Source organism: Cupriavidus pampae (genome assembly GCF_914271485.1).
GTDB lineage: Bacteria > Pseudomonadota > Gammaproteobacteria > Burkholderiales > Burkholderiaceae > Cupriavidus > Cupriavidus pampae.
In genome coordinates this window covers 24,052-48,876 of record NZ_CAJZAG010000012.1, presented here as the reverse complement: position 1 = coordinate 48,876, position 24,825 = coordinate 24,052, and the positions used below count along the sequence as shown (strand labels likewise).

The 24,825-nt window shown below is 63.6% G+C and carries 41 protein-coding genes; 38 read left to right on the top strand and 3 right to left on the bottom strand.

The features are described 5' to 3' along the window. Positions 1-22: 22 nt before the first annotated feature. The 12 genes from LDO41_RS27295 (at position 23) to LDO41_RS27240 (ending at position 6,693) form a co-directional block, all read left to right on the top strand. Entirely contained in the window at positions 23-739 is a 717-nt protein-coding gene (locus LDO41_RS27295; protein ID WP_223994037.1) for a hypothetical protein, read from the top strand. A 4-nt stretch (positions 740-743) separates the two neighbouring features. Then, entirely contained in the window at positions 744-1,349 is a 606-nt protein-coding gene (locus LDO41_RS27290; protein ID WP_223994036.1) for a hypothetical protein, read from the top strand. A 40-nt stretch (positions 1,350-1,389) separates the two neighbouring features. Continuing rightward, the gene (locus LDO41_RS27285; RefSeq protein WP_223994034.1) at positions 1,390-1,638 is read left to right on the top strand and encodes a hypothetical protein; all 249 of its coding nucleotides are present in this window, start codon (positions 1,390-1,392) and stop codon (positions 1,636-1,638) included. Between the two features lie 60 nt (positions 1,639-1,698). Continuing rightward, entirely contained in the window at positions 1,699-2,127 is a 429-nt protein-coding gene (locus LDO41_RS27280; RefSeq protein WP_223994033.1) for a hypothetical protein, read from the top strand. A 63-nt stretch (positions 2,128-2,190) separates the two neighbouring features. After that, positions 2,191-2,925, top strand: a complete 735-nt coding sequence (locus tag LDO41_RS27275; RefSeq protein ID WP_223994032.1) for a hypothetical protein — start codon at positions 2,191-2,193, stop codon at positions 2,923-2,925. Between the two features lie 134 nt (positions 2,926-3,059). Beyond that, on the top strand, positions 3,060-3,251 hold the full coding sequence (locus LDO41_RS27270; RefSeq protein WP_223994031.1) for a hypothetical protein: 192 nt from the start codon (positions 3,060-3,062) through the stop codon (positions 3,249-3,251). 10 nt (positions 3,252-3,261) lie between these two features. Continuing rightward, positions 3,262-3,432 (top strand): hypothetical protein, encoded by a 171-nt coding sequence (locus tag LDO41_RS27265; protein ID WP_223994030.1) that lies wholly within the window; start codon positions 3,262-3,264, stop codon positions 3,430-3,432. Beyond that, positions 3,429-4,031, top strand: a complete 603-nt coding sequence (locus tag LDO41_RS27260) for a hypothetical protein (protein WP_223994029.1) — start codon at positions 3,429-3,431, stop codon at positions 4,029-4,031. The genes LDO41_RS27265 and LDO41_RS27260 overlap by 4 nt, the downstream gene beginning before the upstream one ends. Before the next feature lie 83 nt (positions 4,032-4,114). Further along, a complete protein-coding gene (locus tag LDO41_RS27255; protein WP_223994028.1) occupies positions 4,115-4,501 on the top strand; it encodes a hypothetical protein in 387 nt (128 codons plus the stop codon). After that, positions 4,498-5,019, top strand: a complete 522-nt coding sequence (locus tag LDO41_RS27250) for a DUF1643 domain-containing protein (protein ID WP_223994027.1) — start codon at positions 4,498-4,500, stop codon at positions 5,017-5,019. The genes LDO41_RS27255 and LDO41_RS27250 overlap by 4 nt, the downstream gene beginning before the upstream one ends. Positions 5,020-5,664: 645 nt before the next feature. Beyond that, on the top strand, positions 5,665-6,432 hold the full coding sequence (locus tag LDO41_RS27245) for an abortive infection family protein (protein WP_223994025.1): 768 nt from the start codon (positions 5,665-5,667) through the stop codon (positions 6,430-6,432). A 9-nt stretch (positions 6,433-6,441) separates the two neighbouring features. Beyond that, on the top strand, positions 6,442-6,693 hold the full coding sequence (locus tag LDO41_RS27240; protein ID WP_223994023.1) for a hypothetical protein: 252 nt from the start codon (positions 6,442-6,444) through the stop codon (positions 6,691-6,693). Positions 6,694-6,728: 35 nt separating this feature from the next. On the opposite strand, the gene LDO41_RS27235 is transcribed toward LDO41_RS27240, so the two are convergent. Continuing rightward, positions 6,729-6,944, bottom strand: a complete 216-nt coding sequence (locus LDO41_RS27235; protein WP_223994022.1) for a hypothetical protein — start codon at positions 6,942-6,944, stop codon at positions 6,729-6,731. 38 nt (positions 6,945-6,982) lie between these two features. Further along, on the bottom strand, positions 6,983-8,044 hold the full coding sequence (locus tag LDO41_RS27230) for a hypothetical protein (protein WP_223994021.1): 1,062 nt from the start codon (positions 8,042-8,044) through the stop codon (positions 6,983-6,985). 608 nt (positions 8,045-8,652) lie between these two features. Here LDO41_RS27230 and LDO41_RS27225 point away from each other — a divergent pair. From LDO41_RS27225 to LDO41_RS27110, 24 genes are all read left to right on the top strand, one after another. Continuing rightward, on the top strand, positions 8,653-9,210 hold the full coding sequence (locus tag LDO41_RS27225; protein WP_223994020.1) for a hypothetical protein: 558 nt from the start codon (positions 8,653-8,655) through the stop codon (positions 9,208-9,210). 467 nt (positions 9,211-9,677) lie between these two features. Beyond that, on the top strand, positions 9,678-9,938 hold the full coding sequence (locus tag LDO41_RS27220) for a hypothetical protein (protein WP_223994019.1): 261 nt from the start codon (positions 9,678-9,680) through the stop codon (positions 9,936-9,938). Positions 9,939-9,953: 15 nt separating this feature from the next. Continuing rightward, on the top strand, positions 9,954-10,352 hold the full coding sequence (locus tag LDO41_RS27215; protein ID WP_223994018.1) for a hypothetical protein: 399 nt from the start codon (positions 9,954-9,956) through the stop codon (positions 10,350-10,352). Between the two features lie 10 nt (positions 10,353-10,362). Further along, positions 10,363-10,560: a hypothetical protein gene (locus LDO41_RS27210; protein ID WP_223994017.1), complete on the top strand. Its 198-nt coding sequence runs from the start codon at positions 10,363-10,365 to the stop codon at positions 10,558-10,560. A gap of 36 nt (positions 10,561-10,596) precedes the next feature. Then, positions 10,597-11,346, top strand: coding sequence for a hypothetical protein (locus LDO41_RS27205; protein ID WP_223994016.1), 750 nt, complete (start codon positions 10,597-10,599; stop codon positions 11,344-11,346). After that, complete coding sequence (locus LDO41_RS27200) at positions 11,343-11,621, top strand: hypothetical protein (RefSeq protein WP_223994014.1); 279 nt, start codon at positions 11,343-11,345, stop codon at positions 11,619-11,621. The genes LDO41_RS27205 and LDO41_RS27200 overlap by 4 nt, the downstream gene beginning before the upstream one ends. Positions 11,622-11,693: 72 nt before the next feature. Then, positions 11,694-12,314: a hypothetical protein gene (locus tag LDO41_RS27195; protein ID WP_223994012.1), complete on the top strand. Its 621-nt coding sequence runs from the start codon at positions 11,694-11,696 to the stop codon at positions 12,312-12,314. A gap of 89 nt (positions 12,315-12,403) precedes the next feature. Then, the gene (locus LDO41_RS27190; protein ID WP_223994011.1) at positions 12,404-12,601 is read left to right on the top strand and encodes a hypothetical protein; all 198 of its coding nucleotides are present in this window, start codon (positions 12,404-12,406) and stop codon (positions 12,599-12,601) included. Positions 12,602-12,614: 13 nt separating this feature from the next. After that, positions 12,615-13,379, top strand: a complete 765-nt coding sequence (locus LDO41_RS27185) for a hypothetical protein (protein ID WP_223994010.1) — start codon at positions 12,615-12,617, stop codon at positions 13,377-13,379. Continuing rightward, positions 13,376-14,107 carry a hypothetical protein gene (locus tag LDO41_RS27180; protein WP_223994009.1) on the top strand — a complete coding sequence of 244 codons (732 nt, stop codon included), beginning with the start codon at positions 13,376-13,378 and terminating at the stop codon, positions 14,105-14,107. Before LDO41_RS27185 ends, LDO41_RS27180 begins: the two co-directional genes overlap by 4 nt. Positions 14,108-14,227: 120 nt before the next feature. Continuing rightward, entirely contained in the window at positions 14,228-15,013 is a 786-nt protein-coding gene (locus tag LDO41_RS27175; RefSeq protein ID WP_223994008.1) for a hypothetical protein, read from the top strand. Positions 15,014-15,061: 48 nt separating this feature from the next. Further along, the gene (locus tag LDO41_RS27170; protein WP_223994007.1) at positions 15,062-16,015 is read left to right on the top strand and encodes a phospholipase D-like domain-containing protein; all 954 of its coding nucleotides are present in this window, start codon (positions 15,062-15,064) and stop codon (positions 16,013-16,015) included. Positions 16,016-16,094: 79 nt separating this feature from the next. Continuing rightward, a complete protein-coding gene (locus LDO41_RS27165) occupies positions 16,095-16,727 on the top strand; it encodes a hypothetical protein (RefSeq protein ID WP_223994006.1) in 633 nt (210 codons plus the stop codon). A 90-nt stretch (positions 16,728-16,817) separates the two neighbouring features. Next, the gene (locus tag LDO41_RS27160) at positions 16,818-17,129 is read left to right on the top strand and encodes a hypothetical protein (protein ID WP_223994005.1); all 312 of its coding nucleotides are present in this window, start codon (positions 16,818-16,820) and stop codon (positions 17,127-17,129) included. 51 nt (positions 17,130-17,180) lie between these two features. After that, complete coding sequence (locus tag LDO41_RS27155) at positions 17,181-18,176, top strand: toll/interleukin-1 receptor domain-containing protein (RefSeq protein ID WP_223994004.1); 996 nt, start codon at positions 17,181-17,183, stop codon at positions 18,174-18,176. 5 nt (positions 18,177-18,181) lie between these two features. Next, positions 18,182-18,499, top strand: coding sequence for a hypothetical protein (locus tag LDO41_RS27150; protein ID WP_223994003.1), 318 nt, complete (start codon positions 18,182-18,184; stop codon positions 18,497-18,499). A 281-nt stretch (positions 18,500-18,780) separates the two neighbouring features. After that, positions 18,781-19,443: a hypothetical protein gene (locus LDO41_RS27145; RefSeq protein WP_223994001.1), complete on the top strand. Its 663-nt coding sequence runs from the start codon at positions 18,781-18,783 to the stop codon at positions 19,441-19,443. Positions 19,444-19,733: 290 nt separating this feature from the next. Next, positions 19,734-19,961 (top strand): hypothetical protein, encoded by a 228-nt coding sequence (locus LDO41_RS27140; protein WP_223993999.1) that lies wholly within the window; start codon positions 19,734-19,736, stop codon positions 19,959-19,961. 32 nt (positions 19,962-19,993) lie between these two features. Then, positions 19,994-20,518: a DUF262 domain-containing protein gene (locus LDO41_RS27135; protein WP_223993997.1), complete on the top strand. Its 525-nt coding sequence runs from the start codon at positions 19,994-19,996 to the stop codon at positions 20,516-20,518. Between the two features lie 27 nt (positions 20,519-20,545). Then, positions 20,546-20,776, top strand: coding sequence for a hypothetical protein (locus tag LDO41_RS27130; protein WP_223993996.1), 231 nt, complete (start codon positions 20,546-20,548; stop codon positions 20,774-20,776). Positions 20,777-20,780: 4 nt separating this feature from the next. Continuing rightward, entirely contained in the window at positions 20,781-20,963 is a 183-nt protein-coding gene (locus LDO41_RS27125) for a hypothetical protein (RefSeq protein WP_223993994.1), read from the top strand. A gap of 176 nt (positions 20,964-21,139) precedes the next feature. Further along, positions 21,140-21,613 carry a hypothetical protein gene (locus tag LDO41_RS27120; protein ID WP_223993992.1) on the top strand — a complete coding sequence of 158 codons (474 nt, stop codon included), beginning with the start codon at positions 21,140-21,142 and terminating at the stop codon, positions 21,611-21,613. A 163-nt stretch (positions 21,614-21,776) separates the two neighbouring features. Further along, a complete protein-coding gene (locus tag LDO41_RS27115; RefSeq protein ID WP_223993990.1) occupies positions 21,777-22,244 on the top strand; it encodes a hypothetical protein in 468 nt (155 codons plus the stop codon). Positions 22,245-22,784: 540 nt separating this feature from the next. After that, positions 22,785-23,057 carry a hypothetical protein gene (locus tag LDO41_RS27110; RefSeq protein WP_223993988.1) on the top strand — a complete coding sequence of 91 codons (273 nt, stop codon included), beginning with the start codon at positions 22,785-22,787 and terminating at the stop codon, positions 23,055-23,057. A gap of 94 nt (positions 23,058-23,151) precedes the next feature. On the opposite strand, the gene LDO41_RS27105 is transcribed toward LDO41_RS27110, so the two are convergent. Further along, on the bottom strand, positions 23,152-23,376 hold the full coding sequence (locus LDO41_RS27105) for a hypothetical protein (protein ID WP_223993987.1): 225 nt from the start codon (positions 23,374-23,376) through the stop codon (positions 23,152-23,154). An 85-nt stretch (positions 23,377-23,461) separates the two neighbouring features. On the opposite strand from LDO41_RS27105, the gene LDO41_RS27100 reads away from it, so the two are divergent. Together LDO41_RS27100 and LDO41_RS27095 are read left to right on the top strand one after the other, a co-directional pair. Continuing rightward, positions 23,462-24,016, top strand: a complete 555-nt coding sequence (locus LDO41_RS27100) for a type IVB secretion system protein IcmW (protein WP_223993985.1) — start codon at positions 23,462-23,464, stop codon at positions 24,014-24,016. Next, entirely contained in the window at positions 24,016-24,819 is an 804-nt protein-coding gene (locus LDO41_RS27095; protein WP_223993983.1) for a hypothetical protein, read from the top strand. The genes LDO41_RS27100 and LDO41_RS27095 overlap by 1 nt, the downstream gene beginning before the upstream one ends. Positions 24,820-24,825 lie beyond the last annotated feature (6 nt).

Here is a 24,825-nt window from a genome sequence, read left to right as displayed (position 1 = left end):
GCTTTAGAAGAGGAAGGCAATCATGAAAGTGGCATGGAAAGACCTGCAGCGCGCCGACTGTATGGCCGGCGCATGGGCGGCGGCGGCCGTGATGGCGTGCTGTCTGCTGTTCGGGGCCATCCCGCAGGCGATCGTCGGCAGCTTGGCGGCCGGCTACCTGACCGCGCTCCAGCGTCGGCGTTACATGGCGGCGCTGCACCGGCGCGCGGAAGCGTCCAGCGGTCCGCAATGGACCGTGGAGCTCAATGGCGTCAGGGTGGGCGAAGTGAGCGACGCCGAGTATGCGGGGATCCGGCTCGTCGTGTTCACAGACATGCGCCTCTATACGGCCCAGTTCCGTAACAGCATCGGCGTACTGGCGCGCGGCTTGGATGCCGTGCTGATGCCGGTGCCCACCCTGACCGTCTGGGGACTGCTGGTGGTCGCCATGTTTGCGCCGGAGTCGGCGATGCAGGCATTGCGTGCCTTGCAAGCGGCCACGGCCGCCGAACTCGGCACCATGACGCGCCGGCTGGCTGTCGCACTGCTGGTGATGGGCGGCATCACGGCAGTGCTCAACGCGCTGGTGACGGGCGCCCGGTATGGCTTCGTCAACCGCTTTGCCGAGGCGACCGCACAGCGCTTGCGCCGCCAACTTGGCGTGGCAGCGCAGGGCGACATTCGCTTGGTGCGTAGGGTCGAGGGTCTTGCCCACATCAATGACGAGCGCGCCGTGCTGCGACGCGGCGTTGAGGAATAATGCCGTGGAGTTGAAGTACCTCGTTCAAGAATGGACCGAAGCGCAAATTGTCGTCCGAGCGGATGACAGGCCCATCGACAGTGCAGCGCATGCCCACCTACTCGCATCTGGCGCTCACTTCGATGTGGGCCTTGGTGGCTTTGTTCTTGAGGCTGGAGGCATGCCTTGGTCCTTTTCGGCTTTCCTTCCGGCGCATCAACTCACAGTTCGGCGGGTGTCCGTGCCGTACAACCCGGCGTGGTACGGCAAGAGATCGGCATATCCAAAGTTTGACGAACTGCCTCTGGTTTTTGACGGGTTCCCGCCCAATGGCGGTGCGTCCTGCGTTACCTATTGGTTCGTGCGCAGAGCCGACAATCAACCCTTCATGTCGACTTGGTATGAAGGCAGCTGGCGCACCCCAAACGGGCAAACGTCTCCCGCCGACACCGTATCGGAAGGGTGGCAAATGATCGCATCGCTGCGCGAGAGCCTCGAAATGTCATATGTGATGATTGATGAGGCAAACGCGGGCCAAGCGAGCCACGGCGAACTGAATGCGATCGTTGATGATACGGCCGGGCTTTCCGCGCTGCGCGTAGCGCTAGAGGCTAAACGGCTGCGCCACTAATTGCTCCCGGAAAGACCCGCCATTCCGAGACACGAAAATCATGACTGCACTGACCATTACCGAAGGGCTCGATGCCGCCGACTATCCGGCGGTGGCCGCCAAGGTCGCCGCGCACGGCGTGCGCGATCGCTGGTGCGCGGCGCGCGCCGAAGGCCGGGAATGCGCCTGTCTGGGCTGCGCCAACCAGCACCTCACGTGGGCCGAATATGAGTGCTGGAAAAAGTACGACCCTGCATTCAACCGGATTGGCCACGACGACTGTCGCAGCGCACCGGACGCACCCGTGTGACCGCCGCCGCCGGCCGCGCCAGTCCATTGCACCATTTCCTCGCGATTTCTTTACATCATCATGTCAACCCAAACCAATCCTGAGCGCGCGCCGCTCGATATGCGCCTTGTCATCCTGCTGCTGATCGCCCCCTGCGTGGCCGTTGGCGTCCTGTTCACGGGGGTGGCCGAAAGCATCGGCCGGGCGATCGCCGTGCGTGCCGTGGCCGATGGGCAGGCGCGCGACGCCGCCTCATTCTGCTTCGCCGAGGACCGGGCGTACAGCGAGGGCTATCTGCTGGAGACAAGGGATCCGGATGGACGTGCGTCCACAACCTACGCTTGTCGCCACAACGAGCTGCGCGAACGCATGGGCTGGGAGATCGTCCCGGTCGGGGCGTTCAGTTTGCCACCTGAATTGCCCAGCGCGGCGGCGACGTCGCCGCAATTGCTGCCGCCGGCGCCGGGGCCGGTCCCGACGACGCCGGCGGCGCCCGTCCTCGGTCGGTGACCCATCTTCTGGGAGAATGGCGAGCGTGGGCCCATTCCAGCCCATGACGACTTTGGAGGCACGATGATCGCGTTATCGGACTATCTGGCCATGGGCTGGTTTGGCGGCGGCTGGGCCGACGACGCAGGCCGCCTGAGCTTCGAGCGGATCCCGCTGTTGCTCTCCGCCGGCCGCCGCGAGGACGCGGCCGCCGCCGGTGCCGTCTGGTCGGAGGGGCCGCGCGGCTGGTTTGCGGGCCCCGGCAGCCGTCTGGAGGATCTGGTCGACTGGCTGCCCGACGTGATCGCGCCGCACTATTACGTCGCGCAGAGCGTCGAGCGCTGCTGGCAATGCGATGGCGTGACCCCGGTCTACGCGCTGGCGGTACCGGCTGGGCATCTGGCGTGGTACGACCTGCCAGAGGCTAGCGAAGGCCCCGAGGCGGCGCTCGCGTGGGAGGTCGCCGAGGCGGGCAGTTTCGTGAGCGACCTGACGGCCACAGCCGGGTCGGTGCGGCAGGTGATCGCCGCCCACTGCCCGGGCTATCACGTGGACTACAGCAATACCGCCGGCGGTCATTTCGCCATGAACCATTGCAAGCATTGCGAGGCAAAAATTGGGGAGTTCTACCTGCACAAGGAACCGGGTGGGCCATTCTTTCCGATGTCACCCGAGGACGCGGCGCGCATCACGCTGCGGCCGGTGCGTGCCCCATTGCTGGTCAAGGGCTGCGCCTCGATTTCCTCCGAAGACTTCTTTTCGGATTGCCGGCGAGGCGACCCAATTGAGCCGGGCGCCGCCGACGCGACGGGGCAGTAGGGGTCGTCGCCCAAGTACGACTCGCCAGATCATGGTTGATATACTCCCCGAGTATGGGTATGATGCGCTAGAAGGCGGGCCCGGCAGGTGAAGCCCTGGCCCTATTCGCTCACATGAACCGCCGGATACACGACATGGACATTTCGACAACAACTGGAGCTGGTGGGCTGCTGGTGGCGGGCAATCTCGCAATCTGGGTCGTCTCGATTGTGGCAAATAGCCCGAACTTCGATGTGCAGCCCGGCTTCGCAGTGTTCCGCTGGATCAGCGTTGGCCTGACCCTGCTGTGCGGGCTGGGCGGTCTGGGTCTGATGCGGCGCGAGTGAGCCACCGAGCATGATGCAGCGTGCTACCCGCGTGGTCGAATGCGAGGCCTGCAGCTGGCAGGGCGAGCATCACCATACCGACAGCGGGCATTGTCCGGAGTGTGACGGCCAGTGTCTCGATCTGGCCGTGATCTATGGGGAAGTCCCCGAGCCGGGCGCCCCGCAACAGGACCCAACATGAGCATCCGCCGTGTGTCGCCGGCCGCGCCGGTCACTAATGCCGATACCGGGCGCTATGCGCTGTGCCTGCCCAACGACCCGCTGTCGCTGTTTGATGGGCCGTGGGCCATCACGGGCCTGAAGCAGAGCCAGACGCTGCCGCTGGTGACGCTGATGCCGGTGGAGGACCTCACCGAAAATCCGGACGGGCCCACAAGTTGCTCGCCCGGGACGGTGCTCTTTGTCGTGGATACCTTGGCCGAGGTCAAGCAGATGCTGGCACTGAACCGGTCGCAAGTGGAGCAGTCGGAGACGGCGCTCAGACAGATCCGGGACCGCGTAGGCGCTGCTGTTGAGCGGACGATCCGTGAGGCGGTCACCATGCCGGGTACCATGCGCACGAACAACGGCAGCGCGGCTACGGGCAAGCCTGCCAAGACCGTGAAAGAGCGGTTGCTCGACGCGGAAACGCGGGCGAACCACTGGCTGGCTGATGGCAACGAAGCCGCCGAGCGTGGCGACAGGGTGAAAGCCGAGGCTTGCTACGCCAAGGCGCAGTACTGGACGGATCGCGCCAACCTTTTGGCCGGGCGCGGTGATCGTGAGCCGCCCAAGAAATGACGGGCGTGGAAATGACGACAGAGAGTGAGTAGAGCAATGGTTTTCCCCTCCTATTTCGTTACGTGTACGGCGAGGTCCGCGCAATGATCGGCATTGCGATTCGCGGGCTGTTGTTCTGGGCCTTGTTTCAAGGTCTGGGCTATTCGATGCGGTACCCGCACGTCGATGCACTCGTGCCCGGTTCTTGTCTGCCGGTGACGCAGCGGGCCGAAGCCATGGGGAGCGGCTGCCTGTATCGGGATGTCACGGCGACAGGCAGTGTGGCCACGCGCTCGTACGATGTCCAGATGCCGGAGGGGCAGGTGCTGGTGGTGGAAAAGATGCCCGCGTTGCTGGGCAAGCAATCGCCGGGTGAGGCCACGCTGCAGACGTATGGCCTGTTCGCACTCATGCTGCTGATCGCGGCGGCGGATATTCTGCCGTGGCTCTTGCGTGGGCTGCGGGGTGCATCGCGCGCGCAGGCGACATGACGGCGAGGGAAGAAGTCCCGATGGAGAAGGGCGCGGTGCTCTCGGATTGCGGCCTGTTCCGGTATCTCCTCTGGCGGATCTGGGATCCCGCCCTGCCGCTGATGGGTGTACTGATGGTCAACCCGAGCCGGGCCGATGCCGAGCAAGGCGACATGACCATTAACAAGGTGATGCAGATCGCGCGATTCAATGGCTATGGCGGGATCTTGGTGGCCAACCTCGCGGCATTGCGGTCGACAGATCCGGCGGGCCTCCTGAAGGTGGCCGACCCGATCGGCCCGGACAATGACCGGCACCTGCGGGATTTCTTCGGACGCGTCAAGCTGGTGCTGTGTGCGTGGGGTGCGGATTGCCGGCGGTTGCCGGGCCGGGTGCAGGCCGTCGAAGCGCTGATGCGCGAGGCGGGCGTGCGGCCGATGATGCTTCGGCTGACGCAGGGCGGAGTCCCGAGCCATCCGTTGGCGCGTGGCAAGGGCTTTATCCCGGTCAACACGAAACTGGTACCGTATCCGCTGTAACAGGGTGCGGTGGCGCTACATGCTGGGGTGTTCGGGCACGACGTCAACATTCCGGTGTCTTGGCGCTGTCGCGCTTCCCAGCCCTTGGCTGGGGTGGGTTGGGGTTGGTTATTGGCTGGTTAGGAAGGCCGGCGCGTGATCTCCAACGGCTTCCCTTGGCGACGGATTTCTTCGGTTTGAGGTGACGGGATGGATATTGTTTGCGATCAAGGGCGTTGGCTCGATAGCGCGGTACGCAATGTGCCGCGTGGCACGTTGCGCTGGTCCGGTGTCCCGCGCCGTGTGTACACGGCGGCCATCGGCACAGATTGCGTGCTGGCCACGGTCCGTCGTGCCGCCCATCAGGCGCAGTGGGTGGTCTCCATGCCGGGCTTCATCTGGGATGTGGCTGGGAGCGGGGCTCTACCACGACCCGTGCCCTCAATATCGTCCAGTCGCCGTCCATAGCATTTCGCTCCGCTAACGAAGCGCGGCGCGCCGTCGAGCAGGCTTACCGGGCGCTATGCGACGCGGCGGCAACGGAATGACTTTGGGAATCGCTAGCACCTGACGGTGCCCGGGCGCTGCGCGCGGTGGGTGAATTGGTTCGAGTGGGTTATTGGCAGGCCGCTCTTCATGTGGAATAGATTACGAGTTGGGAAATATATGTCGGCACTTGAGAAGTTGTTGGACGATTCCAAGAAACGTAACAAGGCATTTGTCACGTTCACGAAGGTGCTCGAAAATCGATTCGACGAATCGGACTGGGCGAAGTTTGGGCGCGAGCACGATATCGAGGAGATCTACGCCAACAGTGGACTATTGAACTCGGCCAAGTATCACAATTCGGACTATGGGCACGGTATTCTGCAGACGCTCGAATTCCTGTTCACGTACCATCCGGAGGCGCTGACGGCGCTATTGACCGATGAGGCATTGCACGTTCGTCTCAAACGAGAGGCCCCGGAACTCTTGGCCATCGTACTGGATGAAGAGGTGCCGCACGTCCCCGTGAAGACGCCCAGCAAGTCGACGCTGGAGGTTATCAAGACAGCGCTCAAGAATGCGGACACGCTGCTAGCCGAGCATGGCGCGGCCAGTGCTGTGGACCGCGTGCACACAGCCCTCCACGGGTACCTGCGCGAAGTTTGCGACAAGGCAAAGCTGGCCTACGGTGCCCAGCCGAGCATGACTGAGCTCTATAAGCTGATCCGTACCAAACACCCGGCATTCGCGGCGACAGGACCCCATGCAGACACCATCAGTAAGGTGGCCGTCAGCTTGGCCAGTGCGCTCGATGCAGTGAACACGCTGCGCAATCAGGCGAGCGCTGCGCATCCGAACGAGGAATTGCTCGACGACGTCGATGCGGGCCTTGCCTTTAATGCCGCGAGCACCGTATTCAACTACGTGCGTGGCAAGGTCGGCGACTGAGGAGGAATTATGTCCGACAGCCCGCTCGACCTAAGCGCATTCGAGTTGCCTATCGACGGCTTGCAGGCCGTGTCCGTCGACGGACAACGCGGCGAACTCATCATCGAATACCTTGTGGAAATCGAGATGGAGCGACGGGCGATTCCGGCCCGGTTGCGGCTCTCGACAAGCGCAAGCGCCGCGCTTGTGCACGCGGTTACGACCATGGTGGAGACGGGCCAGATCCAATTGGAGGAGGCGTCCGCCCCACTGATCCAGTAGGCACGGCGAATTGCCGTTGCCCGGATCTTTCGCCCTTACAACTGACAGGCCGCACCGGGCACGTACGCGGTCACGATCGCGTTCGCACCGTGGGCGATGGTTTCACAGTCTGCGGCCGTGACGTTGTCGAAACAGGTGCGGAAGGTGCCTCGCTGCACGTAACACGCGCCGCCACTCGGGTTGATGTGAGCGCCAGTCAGCCTCTTTACGGCATCCTTGATCTCTTTTTCAAATTCCGCTTGCGTATCCATAACGCCTCCATAGCGTCTTCTAACGTTCCCCGAGTTGTTTACAGCCAAACACGACAAATATAGGCATGCATCGTGGCATCGGTGCTCTTCGTATAATCCCTGCACGCGAATGCGAATTGCGAAAGCTCATTAACTGGCGTGACGCTGCTATAGGTAGGGCGGAGCGTTTGGAAGTCGGGAAGCTGCATCAAGTCAATGAAGTGTCCCTGATGCCATAGGAAAAACCCCTCTTCCGTCGGAGCAGGAGGCGATATATTCACGTCCACATAACTGCCAACCACGAACTTTGTCGGGCTGACACGCGACTCCCTGCCATTAGCCACTTTGTTCGGAAATATCGGCTGCGGAATGTCAAATCGCATACCGTCTATCCGGAATGATGACGCAGGGATAATTCCATTGTATTGGGGTCGATTCCGATCAATGAACGCGATGTCGAAATCATCATTCACATCGACGACGATTAACGTTCCAAGGTCCTCGACAAATGTTCGATCTCGCCTTAGTAACGTTATGGAATCAGAGTGAGGGGGCGCTCCATTTGGGTATGCGCTGTAGCTGACAGACCGCCCGCTTTGTGAGGTGCGATTGAGCAAAAGAAACTGGAATCCCTCTATCGTTTCGGGCGTAAATTGCGTGCCGACGACCATATATGCTCGGAGGGCATAGGTTGTGGAAACGTCGACGTTCGCTTCAATGGAGCCGTCATCGTAAATGGAGTAGCCGCCGAATTGATGCGTGCCGGTCGGTGTCGCTGCTTCGCTGATTGCGTCGTTTTTCAGATCAAAGGTAAAAATCTTCGCGCCGCCCCATTGGACGGCTTTCGCGCCAACCATGACGTCCTGATTATTCAATATCCGAATTGGCCATGTATGTCCCCCGTTAGGAAGCACGACCGGTGGATCTATGAATCGCGTTTGCCCGTTTTTATAGGCCCAGTATCCATAGTGATACCGATCGCCAGTCTTGGTGACACTGTTGAGCACACCGGCGACGGTGCCGTGGGAGTTGATGGACAACGGAAACAGTTGGGGGTCCCCGATCGTTTGAGGACCATCATGCGGGTAGGGAATGGGGGTAACGGAGATCGAAAGTGTCACCGGCGACTCCTAAGAAAAAATGTTCCGCGCCGTCGCCCAATTCCCACGGCAGTCCAGAGAGCGCCCTCAAGGGAAGAGACTAGGGGAAAACATGGAATTGGCAAGCACCATCTATGTCACAGGCGCCGCGATCCTTCATAAGTGTTGTAACCACTACATCTGTGCGGGTGACAGAGAGTAGGACGGGCGTTGAGCTGCCACCAGAACGGGCGGGTCGCTTGCGGGTGCCAGTTACCGGCATGGCCGCCGATCCCCCAATTAGCGGGGTTGAGGCGGGGCCCCGGCTTGCCGATAGCACGACGGTGCGTCGTCGCTCGCCGGCGGCGCCCCCAGCGTCAGCGCAACACGCACGGCGACCCGCGAGCATCACTTGCAATATACTCCTAGAGTATATAATATGACGTTATGTGCTTTCCCGTCACCTTGCATCAATGACCTCTCCTGAACCTGATCGCACGCGTCGCGTGCAACCGCTCGCTGTGGTGGATGTCATCCTGTCGCCGTGGGCGCAGCAGGTGATAGGCGTTGTCTGGGTGGCGGCCCCGTGGGCGTTGTTGGCCGACATGTGGCTGGACCGTAGCGGTCCGGCGCTTTCTTGATAGGAGTGGATGTTGCAAGAGAACACGATTGTCTTTCACGATCACCATCTGGCCGTGACGCCGCCGGACGGCACCGCGCGATACGTGCCGCTTTCCCGCCTGACCGAGTTGACGGTGTCCCAGTTGGCACAATCCGAAGGGCGGCAATGGGTCGTGATGGCGGAGATCGATCTCACCCAGCGCGTGCGCTTGGCCACGTTCGCCGCCAGCGCGGCAGACGACGCGCTGCGCCGCGCGGCTGGCTGGGCAACCCGTTGCTTCGGCGCGGGCCACACCGTGTCGCCGGCCCATTCCCGCCCGACGGCAGAAACTCCGGTGTCGGTGCTGCAGGGTGCGAGTCTGCAGCATGTCACGACATGGGGCACGCAGTTCGTGCCGGTCGCCCGTGTGACCGAAGTCCAACTGCAGGCGGTGCCTTCCATTCATCGCTGGCAGGTGGTGGCCCAGAGGGCCGGGAGCGCGGCGCTGCCGGTGGTGCCCCCGATGGACGACCGCTCGCGCGCCGAGCAACTGGCGCACACATGGGCCGAACAGATATTCGGCGCGCAGGCACGCGTGCACGCCTGAGTGGCCCGCAGCCGGCGGCCCCAACAACTGCGCCTCTCGGTCGGCAAGGCCGCCGCGTTCGCGGCCAACGCCACCATGTCGACGGCCGTGACGGCCAGCTGTGGCGCCACGCGTTAGAGCGCCGATTGTTAAGCAGGTAAATGCGCTGCTCGACGACTACACCACCAACGAGGCCACCAAGGCCACTTGGCAAACGACTTGAGGAGTATGACATGACAGCACCCCAATCATTGCGTGCACGAAACAAGGCGGTCAGCGCACGCCGGGGGCTGGCTCCCCCGGGAGATGGGGCTGGAGCAGGCGCAACGCTCAGACGCCCTGCCGAGCCGCGAGCTGGCGCCTATGGCTAGCAAATTCCGGTGGGTTGGTTCATTTTTCCCATATGCGAATAGGAAAATAACGTTAAAATTCTCTTCGAAGCAGCAGGGGGCCGGCATGGCTCGCACTTTCCACACGGAGAAAAAAGTATGGCGTCAACCGCAATTCAGAATTTCGTTGGCATCGACAGTAATGTCCTGTCGGATGAGGAGTTTGCGCAGCTACTGCAGACGGCGTGGCGTGCCGATCTGGATTGCCTGATTATCGCCACCGCGAACCCGGGGAAGCGGGAGGCGGAGGCGCTCGCTGCCACGCAGGCCGAGGGGCGGGTGGCCGAACTGGTCAGCCAGCGTGGCGACGTTAAGCAGGCGGTGACGTGGCTAGCGCTGCGTGCGCCGGCTGTCGCCTGAACCGGAGCCCACACCATGAAAAAGCTCACCCATTTTTTGCGCGCGGAGGCGCGCGATTTCGCCGATATCATGGTCATCTTTGCTGTGGCCGTACTGTTCATTATGCCGCTCGGTGCCCTGTTGGATCGCTATCTCTACGATCTGGCCGGCGTCATGGCGGTGCAGCCGCGAGGCGTGATGTGGTCCATGATGGCTGCCTATATGGTGGGGATCATCACGTGGTTCGCCGCGAGCTTCTGGGCGGCGGTTCGGCTCGTCCGGTGGACCTACCGAGCTGGTACGGCCACCGCGCCGCGCTATGCGCTGGTGGTGGCAGGCGCCGATCTGACGGCGCTCTACGGCCACTATCGTCTGACCAAGGAAGAGGCTGACGCGATCTTGAGCGACTCCAAGCTCAAGATCTACAGGCCCTAAGCGCCAATCTATGAAAATCCTGCCCGTCGAACAGGCCCAGCAAATGGGCTATCCGGCCGACAAGCGCAAGCGTCGGCGCCACCACCGCATCGCGGCGCGCGCGCTGCTGGCGGGCGGTGGCTTTTTCAACAGCTACAGCGCCCGGGGCACGACCTTCCACCACGTGGCCATGTGGCACCTGTTTCAGGCGCGCTATCTCGGTCGCTAATGCGACCGGGACGACCGTGCCCCATCCGGACCCGACATGGACGCGCTTTCTCCTCCTGTGGCCCTTGTGCTGACGCCGGCACCGGCGCCGCAGGAGGCGCCTGTCCCCGCGACGAGCGATCTGGTCCTGTCGCGCCGGCATTTCAAGCGGCTGCGGCACTTCTTCCAATGCCGCAGCTACGGCTCGGCCGCGCATGGCGACAGCATTGACCTTGCCTTGGTAGGGCATGGCTACATCGCGCGCATCGAATCCCTCTTGGGGAGTACCAACTTCAAGATCACCCCGGCCGGGGAACAGGCGCTGGCCGTCGAGCTCTCGCGGGAGATCCAGCGACGCTCGCCGCATCACGATCTGGCCAGCCGGCTGGCGAACTGGCGCCGCCGGTCGGGCCGTGTTACGTGGGAAAACATCGAGCTCGTGGTGAATTTGCCCGCCGGCGGGCGCGCCGTGGTGCGACCCGATGTGTTCTCGCTGGTCTCGACCTACGACGAGAAGCGGATCTATCCCTGCGTCGACGAGGTGAAGGTGAGCCGCGCGGATTTTCTGGCGGACGTGGCCAAGCCCGAAAAGCGGGCCGGATACGCCGCCGTGAGCGATGCCCTCTACTACGTCGCACCGGCCGGCCTCATTCAGCCGGCCGAGGTGCCCGAGGGTTGTGGGCTGATCGTCGAGCATGCGGCCGACCAGTTCGAGATCCTGCGACGGGCCAAGCGCAAGCGCGTGGCGCTGAGCGTGCACACCTTTATGAACCTGATCCTGAAGCCGGGCGACGTGACGCCGCTATGACAGCGCCCACGCGCGAGCAGGGCATGACGCGCTTGCGGCGCGCCAAGCAGTGTTCGTCAAAGCAGCGATTCGCCGACGAGCTCAGCGCCAAGGCATGGGGCGCCACGCGGCAGCAGGCGACCGGCACACCCCTGTGGGTCTACCGCTGTAACCAGTGTCGAGGCTATCATCTGACGCGCAGCGATAACGGCCCGGGGGCCAGTGTGATGGCCGATCTTGTTGACCCGCATATGCCAAGCGCCGCCGAGAACGGCTGTCCGGACTATCTCAAGTGAGCGTGACGGGCCACCTTCGGCAATACGCGCGGCGATGACCGCAGACGAACCCTATTGAAGGAATCCAGCACCATGATCCGTGGCGATCTTTCCAACCGGTTGATCCATCTCACACGCGACAGCGCGGAGCTGTCGGCCGAGCAGGTGCTGCAAAGCATCGTGAACGAACGCCGGCTGCGAGGGTCCACGAAAGATATCAAGGGCGGTCACTCGGTTGCCTGCTTCACGGAAGCGCCGCTGACGGCGCTGGCGCAGATGATGGCCAGCGATCCGACTGCCATGCGGTACCAGCCATTTGGCGTCATGGTCACCCGCGACTGGCTTTACGCCCAAGGCGGGCGTCCGGTGATTCATAGTGCGCCAAATGAATACGACGCGTTGCCAGCGAGCATGCAGTACCGTTACGTGCGGTACCAGCCGGACCGCCGCAATGGGGATTGGACGTGGGAGCGAGAATGGCGGGTGCCGACGACAAGTCTTGCCCTCGATCCCGCCCACACCACATTGATCGTGCCCCGGCGTGCCATTGCCGATGCGTATGTGAACAAGCACTATGAGGATCTGTTCAACGTCGCGCTCGCGCTTGAGGAGGTCGGTTTCGCCGTGATCGCGCCGTACGAGTGGCATTTTGTGGTGCTGGAAGATCTGGGCATCGAATTTCCGGCCCAAGCAGCTGCTCCGGTATCGGCCTGATCGGTCCTCGTGCATAGAAACAGTGATATTTTCTCATGTTTGATAGAAAAATAACGTTAAAGTTTCTCTTATCAACCCGAGGGGTGCTGATGGCTTTCCGATTCCAGTTCTATGACTCCCGCGACGCGGCGGCGCCGGCGTGCTCGGCGCCGTGGCTGTGGCTGCTGCGGCTGCGCGTCAACTTCGCCTACCTGAGCGCGGACTTTGGCCGCACTGTAGACGGGCGGACCGGACGCGTGCTGGAAGAGTGGGCGCAGGCTACCGCAGCCGAGAAACACCGGCACTGAGAGGCTGCCGCCCATGTCCAAAACGGTCTTGCAGTTCCCCGCGCTGGTGGGTAGCGACACCCCCCTCACTCTGACGGAACACGCCCGGGCCAAGGCGCTCGAACAGATCCTACACCTGCAGCTCGCGCTGCACACGCTTGGCGATGCCTTGCAGCCGGGCAAGGCGCTGACCGAGCAACGCGCAATCACGGGTCTGCGCGTCTCCGAACATACCTTGGCCGGGCTGGCCACCGTGCTGGGCATCCCCAGCGAACTTGCCGAGGAGCGCGAGGAACGCAGTCGGAGCCTGCGCACGGCCAACCTGCGCGTTCGCGAACTGGAAGCCCAGATCGGACAGGCGCAGGCGCCGGAGGCCGTCCAGCTCGGCCTGCAGGCACTCGACAAGCGGCTGGAGAACTGGTGGCGCCACGAAGGCCTTGGCCACATTACCGACCGCGCGGCATTCAGCCCCTATGGCTGCCGCGTGACCTTGTGCTGCAACCTGTTTGGCGAGCGCTCCCGCGACACGACCACGCAGCTCAAGCGCCAGTGGCACGAGAGCCTGCGCACGCGCGGTCTTGTGCTCACCGACGACGATGGGGACGTGGCCGTGCTCGATTGCGACGCGTCCCGCGTTGCGCTCTTCGGTTTTATCCGCGCCCGCCTGCCATCGGTGCGTTTCGAGAAGACGATCAACTGGATTAACGCACGGACCAGCGAGTGCGTGCTGCGCGAGATCGAGATCCACATCGCGGATTTCGGTGACCTCCTGACGTTGCCGTTCACGGCGGACCGGTGAAGACCAGTCGCACGCATGCCGATCTGGTTGCACTGGCAAGCGCCAAGGGCGGACGCTGTCTGTCTGACGCGACCGACTTCGTCGATACAAAATCGGTCGTGCGATTTGCCTGCGACGCCGGACACGAATGGTCGACACGGGCCACAAACGTACTGCACCGGGGGCGCTGGTGCCCCGTCTGTGGATCCGCCCACAGTTCGGCACTGACACTGGCCGACGTGCAGGCCATGGCTACCGCGCGGGGTGGCGCATGCTTGTCGCGCACCTATCTTGGCATTCATCGCTTGCACCTGTTTCGCTGCGGCGCCGGTCACGAGTGGGAGGCCCAGCCTGCCAACCTGCGCCACCGGGGCTCGTGGTGTCCGGTCTGTGCGGACCGGCCCAAGCCAATGACCCCGGCGCAGGCGGCGCAAAGGCTGGCCGAGATACAGGCAATTGCCCGGGCGCGCATGGGGCGGTGCCTGTCCCGGATCTATAGGGGAGACAAGAACCACCTGCTTTTCGAGTGTGCGGACGGCCACCAGTGGTGGGCGACGCCGAACACCATCAAGCGGCCGCACTGGTGTCCGCGCTGCCGCCATGGCCAGCCAAGGGAGGAGGTGGTAACCGGCATGGCGCGTGAGGTGCCGCGCGCGCCGATCCTCGCGCGGCGCAACAAGGAAATTCAGCGGGTGTTCAAAGCGGTAGTTGATACGAATAGGGACGCAGACGGCGGCGTTGAAAACTAAGCGGGCTGCCCGCCCGGAAAAGGCCGCCATTCCGAGACCACGATCGACCGCTGATGCACGACCCCATGGATTCCACACTGAACCTTGCCCTTGGGCAACCTGCGCTGGAGACGCGTACTCATGCTCGCGTATGACCTTTCGACCGTAGTCGGCGACTTGACCCCGGTGACCACGCTACAGCAGCAGCTGCAGCGCGCCGGCGTACAGGTGGAGATCCACATTGGCGCGGTAAGCCCCATCACAGGCGAGGGCGCGCGCGTGTGCGGAAGCGACGCGATGGCCGGGCGCAAGGCGTGGCACATCTATTGCCCCGCGTACACCAAGGCACATCAGGTGTATCACGAACTCCTGCACGTGCGCTGGTATGACGTGGACCACGCGCAGTGGCTGCACGGCACGCCCATCACGGACAATGGGATCCGCGCGGGGCTGATGCTGCTGAACAACGATCTCGATCACGCGCACATCGTGCGCGAGGAGATCGCCGCCTACCCCGAGGCGGCCGCCTACTGGGCCAGCGATTTCGCGCTGCTGTTTGCCAAGCGTCCGCAGGGCGACACCCCGGGCGATCGCCAGCACCGGCGCCTCACCCTCTTGCGGGGCTGGATGACGCTGCCCGTCGCGTTGCCGGAAGCCGGCATCACTCACCAGTTTGCCGATGCACTGCAAGCGGAGGGCTGGATGGCACAGGCGCGCCGCATGAGCGCCCGCGTGCAGGCCGCCGGCACCGACAAGGCCGCCGGGATCGCGGCGCTGCGCGAGGCCATGGAGGCCGATGTGCCGGCGGCCCAGTTCTGTGCGTTCTCGCTGCGCCTGCCGACGGCGCCGGTGGCGCCGGTGGCGATACCGGCCAATGTGCCGGGCGGCACGATCGCCAGCGCGATCACGGAGTCGCCTTCGCCATGAGGCGATGTCTCGACAGCTATCCTACGTTCATCCGAACCGTCTGACCCAATGATTACAGCGCATTTCGAAGGCATCGAGCAACAACTGATCGCCGCCATGATGCAGGCGCAATACTCTGTGCAGATCTGCATCGCGTGGATGACCGCTGAGCGGTACAGCGCCACGCTGAATGCGCTAGCCGATCGCGGCGTAAAAATTGAAATCGCTTACTACAATGATCGCCGGAACATCGGCATCGTAGACGAGTTCACGCGACCAGAGATCGACCACTTTCAGGTGACGCCACGTGGCGGTGCGCTGATGCATCACAAATTCTGCATCATCGACGACGCGGTACTCGTCACAGGCAGCTACAACTGGAGCAAGAACGCCCATCGGCATTTCGAAAACATCATCGTAGTTCGGAACGACTTTGAGCTCGTAAGCCAATATAAACACGAGTTCGAGGACATCAAAGAGTTTGCGAGCGGACCGAAGGCCGGTCAACGCAAGCGGTGCTTCTGCTGTGGATCACAGGCTTATCATCTAGCGGTCTTCTACCCGAATGATGGCCACGCCCCAATCAGCAATGGCGTCTGGCTGGTTTGCGAACGGCGCAGGCACGCCAAGCTCATTGCCCACGATACGTGGACGCCTGACGACGCGTTTGAATCGGAGCGCCTAGAGCCAGACGAAGAATTGCCCCTCCGAACAATCTCGGTGAACGCGCAGCGCGAACGCATGCTGCGCAAATTCGCGGCCGAACGCGAGGAAATGGAATTCGTACGAATCGCCCAAGCACGTCGTTTTCGTATGCCGATTGACGCAATCGGGCTAGTGCAAGATCGCATCGACGATCTCGGGCTGAAAGGAAACGGCGGGCAGGTGTCATGGCACCAGCCCGAGCGTGAGATTGTCGTGAACTGGCGGGCCGTGTACTACCGCAAGACGGTTCCGGATATCCTGTCGGATGACGGCGACTTTGAGCAAATCGTCCGGGGCACCGATCGCTGGCGATTCTGATCTGTACAGCGGGCTCGGTGGCCTGCCTACCCTGCGTCGAGTGGATGTGCAACGATCAACCTTACAGCAACGTATCAACATGGACATGACAACCGCTTCACAGCCCGGCACGGCATCGGCCATTCTGGGCGTCGACCGCGCGACGTACGACGTCGACGGATTCCGTCGCGTGCTGGCGCGAATCTGGCGACTTGATCCTGTCTGCTTCGTCCTGCGGTCCCCAGATCCGGGAGAGGTAGAGCTGCAGTTTGTGCGCGACGCGATTGCCCGGGGCCGCAGTGTGCTGGTGGTGCCTGAGCGCCACCATGCGCCGGCCGGCGTGCACTGGGTCGGGCCGATGGAGCCGGTGTGGTCCGGCAGCCTGCCGTATACCAACTGGGAAGGCTGCTCGCTGGAGGTCATCCGGTTGCGCCTGCTTGACAACGCTCTCATCGTCGCGGGCGAGTCGGTGACCGACGACGGGCACTGGCGCTTTGAGCACCGTCTGCACCGCACCGTCGGTCAAACGTACGCGGGCCAAGGGCTCACCGCGAGCGAGGCGGGCGTTGCCAGCGCGCCCTTCACGCTGGAGATGCGCCTGCGTCCAGTGGACGGAGAGATGCAGGTGGAGGGCTACTGGAATGAGGGGGATGGGTCGGTGCCTTTCGCCGGCCGGCTGCAGGAAACGGATACGGATCTCGACGAGGCCCTGCTGCAGGGCGGGACGCGATGACGGCCGCCGAGACGTCCGTGGGCCCCGAACCCAAGAATCTGAAGATCGATCCCGCCTGCGAGATGGAATAGCGCCCACAGAGGAGCAGCCTTGATCCCCCACGTGGTGTGGAGTATTCGACGACAAGTGACGGAGCTCGCGCGCTACTACGATACGCCATCGCTCCACGCGCAAATGGTGGCGGAAGCGCGCGATGCGCTCGACGCATGGCTCGCCTTGCTGGTCGCGGAAGATCCGCCCTCCGTGGACGATATGGAGTCCGCGAAGCGCTTGGTAGTTGGCCGACTTTTCACGCTCTGCTCTCTGGTGGACTTTCCCGAGTCGTCGGAGGTCCGCCAATGGATGGAATCCTTGGCCGCAGTCGGCCTGTTGTCGGGCTTGGAATTGTCCGGACCCGAGTAGTCGATACTCAACGGGGCGCGGCGATGGCGGCTGGCGTGGCGCAGGTCATAATTGCAGCGCAATCCGCCAGCCGGCGGGCGATCGATTTCGGGAGGGGACGTGGGTCTGGAGACAACGCATTACAACCTGCTGGTCAGCGCGAACCATGAGGCGTGGGATGGCCTGTCATGGAGCATGGGGAAGGATCGTCTGTTCGAATACACGAATGACATCGTGAAATCGCGCTTCACCCCCCTGTCTGACGCGTCGTTTAGCCAGCTGCAGTCACTGCCTACGTTGTTCGCCTATGAGCGGCACTGCGGCAAGGCGGCGCGCGTGGGGCGCATCACCGGCATTACCCACCGCAACGACGGTTATGGGATCTCGTTCGAACTGGATCCGCGTATCCCCCCAATCCCCATGGACCGACTTGAGCAGCTGCTCTATGCGCTCGATATCGATGCAAGGTACGAAATGAACCGCACACACTGGGCCGTCAAGAACGTGGCGCTCCCGCGCGTGCTGGAGCAGGGGGGGCTCATCCCCGCCGGCGCCATGGCGCCGCTTGTGGCCGCACGCCCACCGACGGTCTTCCTTTCGTATTCGCACGACACGCCGGCGCACAAGGCGTGGGTCGCCCAGCTGGCGATTCATCTGCGCGAATACGCGGTCGAGGTGCTGCTCGATCAGTGGCACGTGAATCCGGGCGAGGATCTGGAGGCTTTCATGCGGCGCGGGGTAACCACCAGCGATCGCGTCGTGATGGTGTGCACCGAAACCTATGTGCGCAAGGTGCTGGACGGTAGGGGTGGTGTGGGTTTCGAGCATACGCTCGTAATGGGGCAACTGATGCAACAGCTCGGCACGGACAAGTTCGTGCCGATCATTCGTCAACCCGGCTTGCAACCCATCCAGATCCCCGCATTGTCGACACGGCTTTACATCGATTTCTCGCAGGATCTGGTCTACCGGGAAAAAGTCGAGGAGCTCGCGCGCACCGTGCACGGCCAGCGTCCCGTACTACCGCCGCTCGGGCGTCCTCCGGTACCGCCGCCACCTCTGAGATAATACCGATGCCGCGCGCCAACGACCCCAGACCCGGCCAACTGCGCGTCGTCAAGACGCGAGCGCGCTGGCGCCGCAGCGACGCCGACGGCGAGCGCGCGCTCAAGGCCGCCATCTACACGCCGCGTGCCTTGCGTGACCCGGCGCGCCGCACCCCACGGGAACCGCTCGATGCGCGCGACAACACGTGGCAAGACGGCCCCCCGGACTTGCCCGGTGCGGGCTGGCCAGCGAGCGTCAAGGTGCTCTGCGTCGCCGCCGTGCTGTGGGGGCTCTATCGTGCTGCGCCATGGGTGGGCGCGTGGGTGCAGGCCCACTGGCGCTGACTGACACGCAAGGGGCTGCGATCGCGCTATGGAAGGCATTTTCGCAACGATCATGAAGCGTACTCGCATGGGCGTCGCGTTGCCTTGTCACTGTGGGTGGAAACTGCGATGATCTTGGCCAAGGCCACCTGCCGCCGTCCGCTCGCGCCGCGATTCGTTCGCGGTGGTGTTAAGGCAGGGTACGAACCCCTTCCATCGTTCCGAGTCCCTGACCAGCGATTGGCAAGAGCGAGCGCCAAAAGCCGCCACGCGGCGGATCCGCTGGTCCCCTAGGATCACGAATGAACTGCACGCTTTCCCATGACGAGGCCAAGCGCCGGGGCGAACGGATTGCCGCGCGCCTGACCGCACTGGGCCACGCTATTCCGCTTAATCACGGCCTGCAGGCCGTGGCCGCCGCCGAGAACTTTCCTGACTGGAACCGAATGAAGGCGGCGATAGGCCGGCCGCAGCGGCTCGACACGCTGGCGCCGGCGGCCGGCGGCGTGACCGCGCTGGATGCGCAGGATGCCTCAGACAATACGCAAGACGAGGCGCTGCACTACGACGATTTCGACCCTGCCAAGGAGCTCGATGTCGATCTGCCGGTGGTCTACCGGATCACGCATCACTACGACATCGGCAATCAGGACGTCTACGTGACGCGCCGGAAGAACGAGGGTAGTGCGGGAGACGAGGTTGACGCGCGGCGCGCCGCGCTCTACTGCTGGTGCGTGGCCGAGGCCGCCTTTGGACGCATCCTCGTCTCGAATCTGGGCATCGCGGCGGCGCTCTGCCGCTTCTACGGATTCACTCATCACTGGGCAACGTACGGTGCGCAGGTGGTGGACCTGTATGGCGATCTGGAAGGGCTGGGCCCGGCGTACGCGCCGCTGATGGCCGACCCGGCGCTGGCGCGCGAGGGGCTGGCGCAGTGGCTGGAGCCGTTCGTGAGTCCGGCCTGACGGGGCACGCGTGGCGACCGGGACCGTGGGATAGAGGTCCCTCAAAATACCGCCATGCCGAGACCGTCTCGGCCGGACGACGCTTGGGGGCGGCCCCCCCGTCAGCCCTGTTAGCCCTGTCAGCCCTGTCTACGCAGCCGGCAGGCCCGGTGTAGAGTGTGGGGAGGGGCGGGGCCGACCCCGTGGCGGGACACGGCGCCGGGTCGTCGCACATTGCCGCTACCATCTTGAAATATACTCGTGGAGTATATATGATGAGATCATCGCCACCGCTGCCCATGCGCGCTGCCATGCCCCATCCACACCTGTCCGCCATCGCCGACCTCGTTACCGGCTACGTGAACGGCTTCGACCGCGCCTGTGCCCAGTTCGGACTGGACGTTCAGACGCTCGAAACGCTGCTGCTTGACGCGAACGTCGAGGCCTGCCCCGGCTGCGACTGGTACGTGGACAGCCACGAACTGCTCGGCGAAGGCGACGCGCCCGACGGGCATTGCGATAACTGCCGGCCATCCTGAGCCGCCCGATAACCTTCACGCCGAGACATCCCATGACTAACGATACGGCCGCGCCCTTGCGCCACCCCGCCCGCAGGTTTTATGGCTCTGCCATGCAAGGCATGCTGAGTGCACTCCTGTGGAACAAGGACCGCATCGAAGATCCGACCTTCACGGGACGCCGCGTGCTGGGCTTCAAGCTCCCCGACTTCCAGCGTGGTGAGCGCTGGAGCGACGATCAGTGCATTGCCTTTCTTGAAAGTCTCTGGATGGGAGTAAGTCCCGGTGCGTACATGGTCAACTGGTCCTATACGAACGATCACAACCATTACCTGTTGCTTGACGGCCAGCAGCGCCTGCGCGCGCTCGAACGCTATTGGAACGGCGAGCTCGCAGTGCCCGGCGAAGATGGGCATGCCTATCGCTGGACCGAGCTCACCGAGGCCGAGCACAACCACTTCTTGCGTATTCCGTTCCCGTGGTTGGAAACGCGCTACACGACCGACGCGCAACTGCGGGAAGCCTACAACCGTCACAATTTTGGCGGGACGCCGCACCGCCCAGACGAGCGCGCGTGAGCACGCTGACCTCGCACGGAGCGAACGATGACGCAAGATAACGCCCTCGATATCTGGACGGTCTACGCCATGCCAGCCGGCAGCGCTGCGCCCTTCGTTGCGCGCCGGTTTCAAGTCGACAGTGACGGCCACACACTCACCGATGACATCCTGCAGGCCGAGACGCTTGCCGCCTTGCGGGCCCAGCTGCCTCCGGGCCTTATTCGGCTTGCGCGCAGTGAGCGGGACGACCCGAACATCCTCGAAAGCTGGATCTAAGAGGATGGCCACCCGGCGCGCTATGTGGGACGTGAGCGATATGAGGGAGGCGGAGCGCCCGCAGCAACAGTTCCTGCGCGAAGCCATGGCCGAGCTCCAGCTCGGACGCACGGCCTTTGCCGCGCGGTTTGGCGCCAGCAAGCGTGCGCTGGACAACTGGCTCCTGCCGTCCACATCGAACCAGTAACGCGACATGCCCGGCATGGCGCGGCAGTACATCGGCGAGGTTCTCACGTGGCATCGTGCCGGCATCGTGCTCCCGGCACAACACGAGCCCATCAACGTCTAGCCGCCCATGGTGGACAGATACTCTCCGAGTATATATCATCGGTGCCATGATGTTCTCCCATGAGGTGAGGGTTCATGTCGTCTGTCGAAGCATTCAGAGCGCCAGTGGCGCTGCAGGAGGTGAGGGGCGCGCCCGCCGGCGGGCGCGCTGATGCAGCCTATGCGCCCGCCGGGCTTGCCGTGCTGGCGCTGCGCGACGCCGTCCGGGCATGGACTCCGACCGGCGGGACACCGGCGCGGCCCGGGGACTTGCCTGAACGCGCCACCTTGGATGCCACCGTCGACGCCGCCTTCGATGCGGTGATTGCCGACGTCTATACCACGTTCTCCCTGCGCTACCTGCGCACGCTGCGCCAGTTTCTCGCCCCTCACGCGACGAACCGGCACACGATCACGGTCTATGCTGATTGGCAGGACTGTGGCCTGTGCGTAGATGGGGTGCGCGTCGAGGCAAAGCCTGCGCGGGGCGTCTACCGCCTGCTGCAGGCGATCAGTGCATCGCTCACGCACAAGTGGTGCGTGGCGCTGGATGGCGAGCGCCTGAACTGAAGGCACCATGACACTTCCACCCGCCGACACGTTCCCCGCCCTTCAAGCGTTGCGCGCCAGCAGCCTGTGCCGCTGCGTGCCACCGCAGGAACGACCCCGCACTCCAAAACCGGGCTGTATCCTGTGTCGGGGCACGGGCCTGAGGGACCGAGACCGTGAGAAAGTGGTCGACCACAACCGCGATCGCCGGATACCGACGCCGGACGACTTTGCGGCCTTCGATGGTCAGCACTGTAGGCTAATCTTTCAAGGGCTGCCGCCTGACTGGCGCTGCCCGGGCTGCGCACGCACGACATTCGAGATTCTGCGCTGGACCCTGCGCTTCCCGCACCGGCCAGACGCCTTTTACGGCTGGGTCGGCGGGTACCACAAACACCACGACCACAGCGGCGACCATCTGCAGTTCAATGGGCCGTATGGGCGGTTTCCCGCGACGGTGGTGTGCGAGCAGTGCAACAGTGCAGACAGCGCGGCCAAGCGCAAGCTCAAACTGCCGGCGTGGTTTTCCTTCTCACCGGCGGAGATCCGGGCCTTCGTGAGCGCGACTCCGCATGGCAAACACCTGATCGACTACGTCATCGCGCAGCAGATCTACACGCGGCTACACAGTACTGCCATGTCGGCCCCGTGACGGTGAAGGTCAGCGACGGCGGACCGCGTCATCCGGCCTTGCACTATGGGAAGGCAGACAGTGCGATGTCAGCGTTGGTATTGCAATGTCAAAGAATGCCAGAAGCGATACAGGGAGCGCGCGCCCGCGAGGCCGCAGAGACGAGCGTGGTGACGCAAGGGCGCCGGCAACACCGGCGCCCCGCCAGCCGTGCGGCTGGGGTGGGTTCCGTTGGATCGGTAGGTGAGCACAAGGCCGGCGAAAGCCGGTTGGCGCCTGCGGCGCCATGTGGTGCGCAGCAAGGGCTGCGGGGTGGATGCGGTTGCACGCAAAGGAGTATGGAAGCGGTCTCGGCACGGCCGGGCGGCAGGTAGTGCAAGGGCGGCGGGGCTTCTGCCGACGGGAAAAGAATAAGGGATCCCACTTCTGGGTGGGTTAGTGGGTAGGGTGGGTTGCCGTAAACCTTAAGGGTCTGGCGCGGCGCATGCCCGCCGGCTGGTGGGCCAGTCCCCGGAACTGGGCTGAATGCGGTACCGCCACAACAGGATGGATATGGACACGTTGACGAATAAGGATGGGGCGCGACGCTGGCGGCCGTCGATCGCCATGCTGGCCTTGGCGGCGGCCACGGTGCTCTTCTGCATGTACTCGCTCTCGGAGAGCGACCGCAAGAAAGAGGAGCTCGCCCAGACCATCAAGGCGCGCTGCGCCAAGGAGGTCCCGGCGGTGTCGGATGTCTGCGTGCGGGCAGCGAGCCACACGACAACGTCCGCATTACCGGCATCGCCGGAATCGGCGTCGCCTGCAACGGGCGCGCCGGCCGCAACCCAGTAGGGCGATGGACTACCCCATGACAAACGGCCCGCAGCGCGGGCCGTTTTGCTTGGCAGGCGAGGGGGCAGGGTGGCCCGCTGTCAGGGTGACCGGGTCAACGCAGGTATTCCGGCACCGCTTCGACGGGGGCCGGGCTGGGCTTGCCAGCGGCCTTCGCCTCGGGCGGTCGCGTGCTTGGCACGTAGTCCCGCTGGATGTCGGCGTTGCACTCGGCCCAAATGGGCTCGCGCTCGGCCAGCCGCTGGCGCACCGAGTGGTCAATGTGCGCGAGCATTTGTGTGACCTGACGGCGTTTGGCCAGCCACGAAAAGACTTTCATATCGGCTCCGAATACAAAAATAGTTTTAATTTTTTGCGTTATCACTTAGACTATACCAATAATTCCCACTACTGCGAGGTATTTTGTGGAACCAGCTGTCCAGTCACTGGTGACCGAGCACGAAGCCTTTCGTGAGGCGCCGGAGTTCTTCAAGGAATTTTCGCTGGATCCCACGCACGTCAATCAGCACTTCCTGAAGGTAGACCGGACCGCGACGCTGTTCTCGGTGATTGGCTTCATGGATGCGGTGGAGTCGTGGACCGTGCAGCGATTTAGCGACGTCCGGGAGGAGCCCGCAGTCCGCGAGCGTCTGCGCACGCAGCTGGCCCGCCTCGCAGACATCCTGCGGGATTACCGGGACAGCATCCAGCCGAACAACTATGCGTTCGTGCAGGCGATGGCCGCCCTCAAGGCGTCCAGCGTCTTCTACATCTTGCACGGGCTGCAGGCCCAGCAGCCCGAATTCTTCGTGCAGCTGGTGGCGTACTGCAAGAGCAACGATACCGACGATGTGAACGCCGGGCTCATGTTCCGCCGCGTGCGCGCCCTGTTCCGCACGCAGATCCTTTCCCGCGCCTTCAGCAAGGACAACACCGAAATGGTCATGCGCGCGATCAGCCGACATATGGAGGTGCAGTGATGGCCTTTCCCGATCTGCGCCGCCTCGCGGCGAAGTTCCCGAAACCGCGCGAGCTGGCGTGGGCGGTGGGCGGTGCCTGCGCAGTCGGCATCGTGTCCGTCTCCGCGCAGCAATATCAAGCGGCCAACACCGAAGCGCCACCGTGCCCGATCAGTGACTCGATTCAGCAGGCCGTGAACAGCAAGATCCAGCTGATCGGCGTGACCGGTACCGACGTCTCGAAGTACTTTGCCGTGGGCTCCGCCAGCTCCTGTATCGACTCGCTACTCAATACGAGCTTCGACCTGTCGAAGCTGATCCCGGATCCGGTGGGCTGGATCACCGAAGCCGCGCAATACGCCATCAAGGCAGCCAGCGAGGCTGCGGTGGGCAAGGTGTGTACGGCTGCGCGCAACGCCATGGGCGACGTGATCGGCAAGTACAACAATGCCGTGGGCGTCGTGACGGGCTTCAAGACGCAGATCGACACCACGATTGCGGGACAGAGCGTCGCCTCCTATGGCACGAGCTATGGCGGCCAAGTGACCGTCAAGGGCGTGCTCGACGGCATCCCGGCCAACACGATGCCCAACAGCCCCCCGGCCGGCACGAGCGGCACCACGATCAGCGGTGGCGGTACAACCATCACGGCGCCGGCCAACACGCCGGTGACACCGACAAGCCCGACGGCCTACAGCAGCACACCGGCCGCCAGTCCCGCACCGATGACCAGTTACCAGACCGCGCCGCAATACCAGCAGCAGCCGCAGCAGGCCCAGCCGGTTACGCCCGCCACGGTGGGCACCTCTGTGTTTGGCCGGTAATGACAA